The organism is Streptomyces sp. NPDC042002 (genome assembly GCF_055588305.1).
Map to the genome: position 1 here is coordinate 394,148 of NZ_JBVJCT010000005.1, position 7,262 is coordinate 401,409.

At 72.1% G+C, this 7,262-nt stretch carries 6 protein-coding genes and 1 rRNA gene; 5 read left to right on the plus strand and 2 right to left on the minus strand.

Going from position 1 to position 7,262, the window contains the following annotated elements; all coding sequences use genetic code 11:
- Window position 1 precedes the first annotated feature (1 nt).
- Complete coding sequence (mtnA, locus tag ACZ6KY_RS11630) at window positions 2-1,147, minus strand: S-methyl-5-thioribose-1-phosphate isomerase (RefSeq protein ID WP_469310116.1); 1,146 nt, start codon at window positions 1,145-1,147, stop codon at window positions 2-4.
- 141 nt (window positions 1,148-1,288) lie between these two features.
- Here mtnA and ACZ6KY_RS11635 point away from each other — a divergent pair, with 141 nt between their 5' ends.
- From ACZ6KY_RS11635 to ACZ6KY_RS11655, 5 genes are read left to right on the plus strand one after another with little or no spacing between them, the layout of a single operon-like run.
- Window positions 1,289-2,617 carry a proline-rich domain-containing protein gene (locus ACZ6KY_RS11635; RefSeq protein WP_469310117.1) on the plus strand — a complete coding sequence of 443 codons (1,329 nt, stop codon included), beginning with the start codon at window positions 1,289-1,291 and terminating at the stop codon, window positions 2,615-2,617.
- 4 nt (window positions 2,618-2,621) lie between these two features.
- Window positions 2,622-3,380 carry a DUF4129 domain-containing protein gene (locus tag ACZ6KY_RS11640; RefSeq protein WP_469310118.1) on the plus strand — a complete coding sequence of 253 codons (759 nt, stop codon included), beginning with the start codon at window positions 2,622-2,624 and terminating at the stop codon, window positions 3,378-3,380.
- Complete coding sequence (locus ACZ6KY_RS11645) at window positions 3,377-4,561, plus strand: DUF4350 domain-containing protein (protein ID WP_469310119.1); 1,185 nt, start codon at window positions 3,377-3,379, stop codon at window positions 4,559-4,561. The genes ACZ6KY_RS11640 and ACZ6KY_RS11645 overlap by 4 nt, the downstream gene beginning before the upstream one ends.
- Window positions 4,561-5,559, plus strand: a complete 999-nt coding sequence (locus ACZ6KY_RS11650; protein ID WP_469310120.1) for an AAA family ATPase — start codon at window positions 4,561-4,563, stop codon at window positions 5,557-5,559. Before ACZ6KY_RS11645 ends, ACZ6KY_RS11650 begins: the two co-directional genes overlap by 1 nt.
- Window positions 5,559-6,869, plus strand: a complete 1,311-nt coding sequence (locus ACZ6KY_RS11655) for a DUF58 domain-containing protein (protein ID WP_469310121.1) — start codon at window positions 5,559-5,561, stop codon at window positions 6,867-6,869. The genes ACZ6KY_RS11650 and ACZ6KY_RS11655 overlap by 1 nt, the downstream gene beginning before the upstream one ends.
- 116 nt (window positions 6,870-6,985) lie before the next feature.
- On the opposite strand, the gene rrf is transcribed toward ACZ6KY_RS11655, so the two are convergent.
- Window positions 6,986-7,102: ribosomal RNA gene (rrf, locus tag ACZ6KY_RS11660) — 5S ribosomal RNA — on the minus strand.
- Between the last annotated feature and the right edge of the window lie 160 nt (window positions 7,103-7,262).

Below are 7,262 nucleotides of genomic sequence, written 5' to 3' on the forward strand. Positions count from 1 at the left end.
ACTAAATCGTTACCTGGCGTGACAAGTCACACAGCTCGGCGAGAGCCTCAGCCGTCACGGGCGAAACAACGCCCTCTTCGGTGACGATCGCCGTGATCAACTCCGGCGGCGTCACGTCGAACGCCGGGTTGTACGCCTGGGTCCCCAGGGGTGCCACAGGTATACCTCCTCCCGGCTCCACCCCCGCCACCGGCACCTGTGGAGCTGTGATCTCCGTCACTTCATGACCGGCGCGCTGCTCGACCTCGATGGATGCTCCGTCGGGCGTGTCCGGATCGATCGTCGTCACCGGCGCCACCACGATGAACGGCACATGGTGGTACCTGGCCAGCACCGCGAGCGGATAGCTCCCCACCTTGTTCGCCACCGAACCGTCGGCCGCGATGCGGTCGGCCCCGATCAGCACCGCGTCCACCTCCCCGGCCGCGAACAGCGAGCCCGCCGCGCTGTCCGTGAGCAACGTGTACGCCATCCCGCTGCGAGCGGCCTCGTAGGCCGTCAGACGGGCACCCTGCAGCAACGGCCGCGTCTCGTCCACCCAGAGCCGCCGCAGCTGCCCCGCCCGGTGCGCCGCGAGCGCCACGGCGAACGCCGTGCCCTCCCCGCCGGACACCAGTGCCCCGGTGTTGCAGTGCGTGAGCACCCGGTGTCCGCCGCCCGGCAGCAGCTCGTCGAGCAGCGCCAGCCCGTGCTCGGCCATGCGTGCACTGGCCTCGGCGTCCTCCCGGTGCAGCGCCCGCGCCGCGGCGAGCGCCGCGGCGGCGGCCGCCTCCTCGTCACCGCCTCCGGCGAGCGCGGCCCGGTGGGCCGCCTGCGCCCTGCGCACACCGACCCCGAGGTTCACGGCGGTCGGCCGGGCACCGGCCAGCGCACGGGCTGCCTCGTCCACGTCGAAGCCACGTACGGCGGCGAGCGCGACGCCGTACGCGCCGGCGATCCCGAGCAGCGGCGCCCCCCGCACCGCGAGCGTACGGATCGCCTCCACCAGCGCGGGCGCGTCCGTGCACACCAGCTCGACCTCCTCGGCGGGAAGCCGCGTCTGGTCGAGAAGGACCACCACAGGGCCTTCGGGCGGCTCGTGCCAGCGGATCGCGGGTATCTCCGTCGGCCCGCTGTCCTCGCGGGATTGCGCGTAGTGATCGGCCATCCGCCCAGTCTGCCCCGTACCCGGCGGACAATTGAAGGTCTGCAGCCCATACGGGGGCCGGTCCCCCGCCGGGCACGCCGTGACACGATGGCTGCCGACCTGCCGCCGCGACCGCGGAACGGGCACCGTGAAGGAGCGACGATGAACGACACTCCGGGCTGGGCGTCGCCCGGATCTGCACCCTCCGGCAAAGAGGAGCCTGACTCGTCCGGCACCCCGCAGCCCACGGACCAGGGCGGAGCGAACCAGCCCGAGCAGCCCCCGAAGTGGTCCAAGGAGCAGCCCCCGCCCGGCCAGTGGTCCGCTCCCGGCGCACAGGCTCCCGGCCAGGCCTCGCCGCCCGCTCCGCCCGCTCCGGGCTGGGGCGGTCAGCACCCCGGTGGCCAGGGCGGTGGACCCGCCGGCTGGGGAGGCCCCGGATACGGCGGCCCCGGTGGACCCGCCGGCTGGGGAGGCAACTGGGGCGGACAGCCGTCCGCCGCCAAGCCCGGTGTGATCCCGCTGCGCCCGCTCGGCGTCGGCGAGATCCTCGACGGCGCCGTCTCGACGATGCGCACCTACTGGCGCACGGTCCTCGGCATCTCGCTGACCGTCGCCGTCATCACGCAGATCGCCGTCATCCTGCTCCAGGGCTTCGTCCTCGACAACAACACCGACACGGCCGCCCTGAACGACCCGAGCGCCACCCTCGGCGAGCTGAGCCGGGCTCTGGGCGACACTCTGCTGAGCTCCGGTCTCGTCCTGCTCATCACACTGCTCGGCACCATCGTCGCGACGGCCCTGCTCACCTCGGTGACCAGCCGCGCCGTGCTCGGCAAGCCGGTGACCACGAGCGAGGCCTGGCGGGACGCCCGCCCCCAGCTGCCCAAACTGTTCGGCCTGACCTTGCTGCTGCCGCTCATCGCCATCGTGATCCTGGGCGTCGGCGCACTGCCGGGTCTGCTCGTGATGGCGGCCGGCTCGCACGACTCCGGTGCCGCGCTCGCCCTCCTCGGCGTCCTGGCCGCGGGCTTCGTCGCCCTCTGGCTGATGATCCGCTTCTCGCTCGCCTCTCCCGCCCTGATGCTGGAGAAGCAGAGCATCCTGAAGTCGATGAGCCGCTCCGCGAAACTCGTCCGCGGCTCCTGGTGGCGGGTGTTCGGCATCCAGCTGCTCGCCGTGATCATCGCCAACATCGTGGCGTCGATCATCGTGATCCCCTTCGCCGTCATCGCCGCCGCACTGAGCGGCGACGGCTTCTCCGGCTTCCTCGACAGCTCCGGCGGCGACCTCGGCTGGACCTTCCTCATCGTCAGCGGTATCGGTTCGGTGATCGGATCCATGATCACCTTCCCGATCACCGCGGGCGTCACCGTGCTCCTGTACATCGACCAGCGCATCCGCCGCGAGGCCCTCGACCTCGACCTGGCCCGAGCCGCCGGCGTCCAGGGCTACGGCACCGAGGCCACCGGCACCACACCAGGGAGTTGATGCGGTGAACGGGGCGGGGGGAGTTCTCACAGCCGTACTCGCGGGGCCGCACACCGGTGCGACAGCCGTCATCGCGCTGTCGCGCGGCGACGCGCCACCGGTGACGACGCCGCGTGATCCCGCACGGGAGGCGGCCCGACGCGAGCTGTCCAAGCGGATGTACCACGAGAACGATCCCGGCCTCGTCCAGCGCGCCCTGAACGCGTTCTGGGACTGGGTCGACAAACTGTTCGGCGCCGCCTCCTCCGCGGCACCCGGCGGAACGCTCGGACTCGTCGTCATCGTCCTCGCGGTCGTCGTGGTCGTGGCCGCCCTGTGGTGGCGCCTGGGCACACCGCGCCGCACCCCCTCCTCGTCCGCCACCCTCTTCGACGACCGCCCCAAGAGCGCCGCCGAACACCGCGCCGCCGCCGAGGCCCATGCCGCCCAGGGCCATTGGAACCAGGCCGTACAGGAGCGGATGCGTGCCATCGTGCGCTCCTTGGAGGAACGCGCCCTGCTCGATCCGCGCCCCGGCCGCACGGCCGACGAGGCGGTCGCGGAGGCGACCCGCACCCTGCCCTCCCACACGGACCGACTGCGCGCCGCCGCACGGGACTTCGACGACATCACGTACGGCGGCCGGGCCGGCGACCCGCGCGCGTACCAGCGCCTCACCGAGCTCGACCGCGATGTGGAGCGCACCAAGCCCGTACTCACGGACAGCACCCACAGCACGGACCGGAACACGCCCCGCAACAGCCGCCAGGGGGCCGCCTCATGACCGAGGCCACCCTCACCTCCACCTCGCCCACCGCCCGCCAGTTGTGGACCCGCGCGCGCGGACTCGTCCTCGCGCTCGTCCTGCTGCTGGTGGCCGCCATCGTGATAGCCGCGGTCCGCTCGGACGCCCGGCACGGCCGCCTCGACCCGCGCTCCGCCGACCCCTCCGGCAGCCGAGCCGTCGCCCAGCTCCTCGCCGACCAGGGGATCTCCACGCGCGTGGTCACCACCCTCGACGGGGCCCGCGCCGCGGCCGGCCCCGACACCACCGTGCTGATCACGGCCCCCGACCTGCTGACCAAGCGTCAGCAGAACCTCCTGCACGCGGCGACGGAACGCTCCGACGGCCGTACGGTCCTGATCGCACCCGGATCGCCCTCCGTCGGCACCCTCGCCCCAGGGGTCACCGCCGACCCCGCGGTCAGCTTCGACTCGACGCTCTCCCCCGACTGCGGCCTTCCCGCCGCCCGGCGAGCGGGCAGCGCCGACACCGGCGGCATGCGCTACACCACCACCGACCCGGGCGCCGCCGCCTGCTACCCGAGCGACGGGCTGCCCACGCTCCTGCGCGTACCGGCCGCTTCCGGAGGCGGCGACACCATCGTGCTCGGCGCCCCGGACATCCTCTACAACGACCGCCTCGACGAGCAGGGCAACGCCTCGCTCGCTCTCCAACTCCTCGGATCCCGCACCCATCTGGTCTGGTACCTCCCCTCGCTCTCCGACGACTCGGCCACCGACGCGGGCGGCCAGAGCTTCCTCGACCTGCTCCCCTCGGGCTGGCTCTGGGGCACACTGCAGCTCTTCATCGCGGCGATCCTGGCCGCGCTGTGGCGGGGACGCCGGATGGGCCCCCTCGTACCCGAACGGCTTCCCGTCGCGATCCGCGCCTCCGAGACCGCCGAAGGCCGCGCACGCCTCTACCGCAAGGCCAACGCCCGCGACCGCGCGGCCGCCGCTCTGCGCTCCGCCACCCGCACCCGCCTCGCCCCTCTCATCGGCGTACCCCCGGCCCAGGCGCACGCGCCCGAGGCCCTGCTCCCCGCCCTGTCCGCCCGCCTCGACGGCGACGGACAGGCCCTGCTCCCGCTCCTCTTCGGGCCGCCGCCCCGCAACGACGCGGCCCTCGTCTCCCTCGCCGGCCAACTCGACGCCCTCGAAAGAGAGGTACGCATTTCATGATGGACCCGACCACTGACAACGCCGGACACGCCGGGTACTCCGCGGACGCGGACACCGCCCGTTCCTCCCTGGAAGCCCTGCGCACCGAGATCGCCAAAGCCGTGGTCGGCCAGGACCCCGCTGTGACCGGCCTCGTCGTCGCCCTCCTCTGCCGCGGACACGTTCTCCTCGAAGGAGTCCCCGGAGTGGCCAAAACGTTGCTCGTCCGCGCTCTCGCGTCCGCGCTGGAACTCGACACCAAGCGCGTCCAGTTCACCCCCGACCTCATGCCGAGCGATATCACCGGCTCGCTCGTCTACGACGCCCGCACCGCCGAGTTCTCCTTCCAGCCAGGTCCGGTCTTCACCAACCTCCTGCTCGCCGACGAGATCAACCGCACGCCTCCCAAGACGCAGGCGTCCCTGCTGGAGGCGATGGAGGAACGCCAGGTCACGGTCGACGGCACGCCACGTCCGCTCCCCGAGCCCTTCCTCGTCGCGGCGACGCAGAACCCGGTCGAGTACGAGGGAACGTATCCGCTCCCCGAGGCCCAACTGGACCGCTTCCTCCTCAAACTGACGATCCCGCTGCCGTCCCGCCAGGACGAGATCGACGTCCTCACCCGCCACGCCGAGGGCTTCAACCCGCGCGACCTGCGCGCCGCCGGCCTGCGCCCCGTGGCCGGCCCCGCCGACCTCGAAGCCGCCCGCGCCGCGGTCGCCAAGACGGCGGTCTCCCCCGAGATCACCGGCTACGTCGTCGACCTCTGCCGCGCCACCCGCGAATCGCCTTCGCTCAGCCTCGGCGTCTCCCCGCGCGGTGCGACCGCCCTCCTCGCCACAGCCCGCGCCTGGGCCTGGCTGACCGGCCGTGACTACGTCATCCCCGACGACGTCAAAGCCCTGGCCCTGCCGACCCTCCGCCACCGCATCCAACTCCGCCCGGAAGCCGAGATGGAGGGCGTGACGGCCGACTCCGTCATCAACGCGATCCTCGCCCACGTCCCCGTCCCCCGCTGATGGCACTCACCGGACGCGCCGCTCTGCTGGCGGCCCTGGGCGCGATCCCCGTCGGCATCTGGGAGCCCAGCTGGACGGGCATTCTCGCCGTGAACGCCCCTCTGGCCATGGCCTGCGCCTGCGACGCCGCCCTCGCGGCTCCCGTACGACGCCTCGGCCTGACACGCTCAGGCGACACCTCGGTGCGCCTCGGCGAGTCCGCGGACGTCACCCTCACCGTCACCAATCCCTCGGGCCGCCCCCTGCGCGCACGCCTCCGCGACGCCTGGCCGCCGAGCAGTTGGGAACCCGGTACCGAGGTCGAGGCCTCCCGCCACCACCTCACGGTCCCCGCCGGCGAACGCCGCCGTCTGACGACCCGTCTGCGCCCCACACGCCGCGGCGACCGCCGGGCCGACCGCGTCACGATCCGCTCGTCCGGTCCCCTCGGTCTGTTCTCCCGTCAGGGCAGCCACGAAGTCCCCTGGGCCGTCCGCGTCCTGCCCCCGTTCACCAGTCGGAAGCACCTCCCTTCCAAACTGGCCCGGCTCCGTGAACTCGACGGCCGCACCAGCGTGCTGACACGCGGCGAGGGCACGGAGTTCGACAGCCTGCGCGAGTACGTTCCCGGCGACGACACCCGTTCCATCGACTGGCGCGCCACAGCCCGCCGGACGACGGTCGCCGTACGCACCTGGCGTCCCGAACGCGACCGCCACATCCTTCTGGTCCTCGACACCGGCCGCACCTCGGCGGGCCGTGTCGGCGACGCCCCCCGCCTCGACGCCTCCATGGACGCGGCCCTGCTCCTCGCCGCGCTGGCCTCCCGCGCCGGCGACCGCGTGGATCTCCTCGCCTACGACCGCCGGGTACGGGCCCTCGTCCAGGGCCGCGCGGCGGGCGACGTCCTCCCGTCCCTGGTCAACGCGATGGCCGGCCTGGAACCGGAACTCGTCGAAACGGACGCCCGCGGCCTGACCGCCACCGCCTTGCGTACGGCTCCACGCCGGTCCTTGATCGTGCTCCTGACTAGCCTCGACGCGGCCCCCGTCGAGGAGGGCCTGCTCCCCGTGCTCTCCGGCCTCACCCAACGCCATACGGTCCTGCTCGCATCGGTCGCGGACCCGCACATCGCGCACATGGCGAAGGCCAGGGGAAACATCGACGCGGTCTACGAGGCAGCGGCGGCGGCCCAGGCAGAGGCCGGGCGACAGCGCACCGCCGAGCAACTGCGCCGCCGCGGGGTCACCGTCGTCGACGCGACTCCGGATGACCTGGCGCCGGCCCTCGCGGACGCCTATCTGGCCTTGAAGGCCGCGGGCCGCCTGTAAACGAAGAACGGAAAAGGCCCCGACCCGACGAAGGGTTGTACGTTCCGGGGGATTTCCCCTGAACGCAGAAAACCCCCGTTACCGGTTTCCCGGTACGGGGGTTTTCAACAAAATTTGTTCGGCGGCGTCCTACTCTCCCACAGGGTCCCCCCTGCAGTACCATCGGCGCTGTGAGGCTTAGCTTCCGGGTTCGGAATGTAACCGGGCGTTTCCCTCACGCTATGACCACCGAAACACTATGAAACTGTCAACCGGAGCCGTGGCATAGCTACGACGGTTGTTCGTGGTTTCAGAACCAACACAGTGGACGCGAGCAACTGAGGACAAGCCCTCGGCCTATTAGTACCAGTCACCTCCAGCGGTTGCCCGCCTTCCAGATCTGGCCTATCAACC

Bases quoted from the DNA above. Each gene is read 5' to 3' on its own strand.
- mtnA (WP_469310116.1), bottom strand. From the start codon at position 1,147: ATGGCCGATCACTACGCGCAATCCCGCGAGGACAGCGGGCCGACGGAG.
- ACZ6KY_RS11635 (WP_469310117.1), top strand. From the start codon at position 1,289: ATGAACGACACTCCGGGCTGGGCGTCGCCCGGATCTGCACCCTCCGGC.
- ACZ6KY_RS11645 (WP_469310119.1), top strand. From the start codon at position 3,377: ATGACCGAGGCCACCCTCACCTCCACCTCGCCCACCGCCCGCCAGTTG.
- ACZ6KY_RS11650 (WP_469310120.1), top strand. From the start codon at position 4,561: ATGGACCCGACCACTGACAACGCCGGACACGCCGGGTACTCCGCGGAC.
- ACZ6KY_RS11655 (WP_469310121.1), top strand. From the start codon at position 5,559: ATGGCACTCACCGGACGCGCCGCTCTGCTGGCGGCCCTGGGCGCGATC.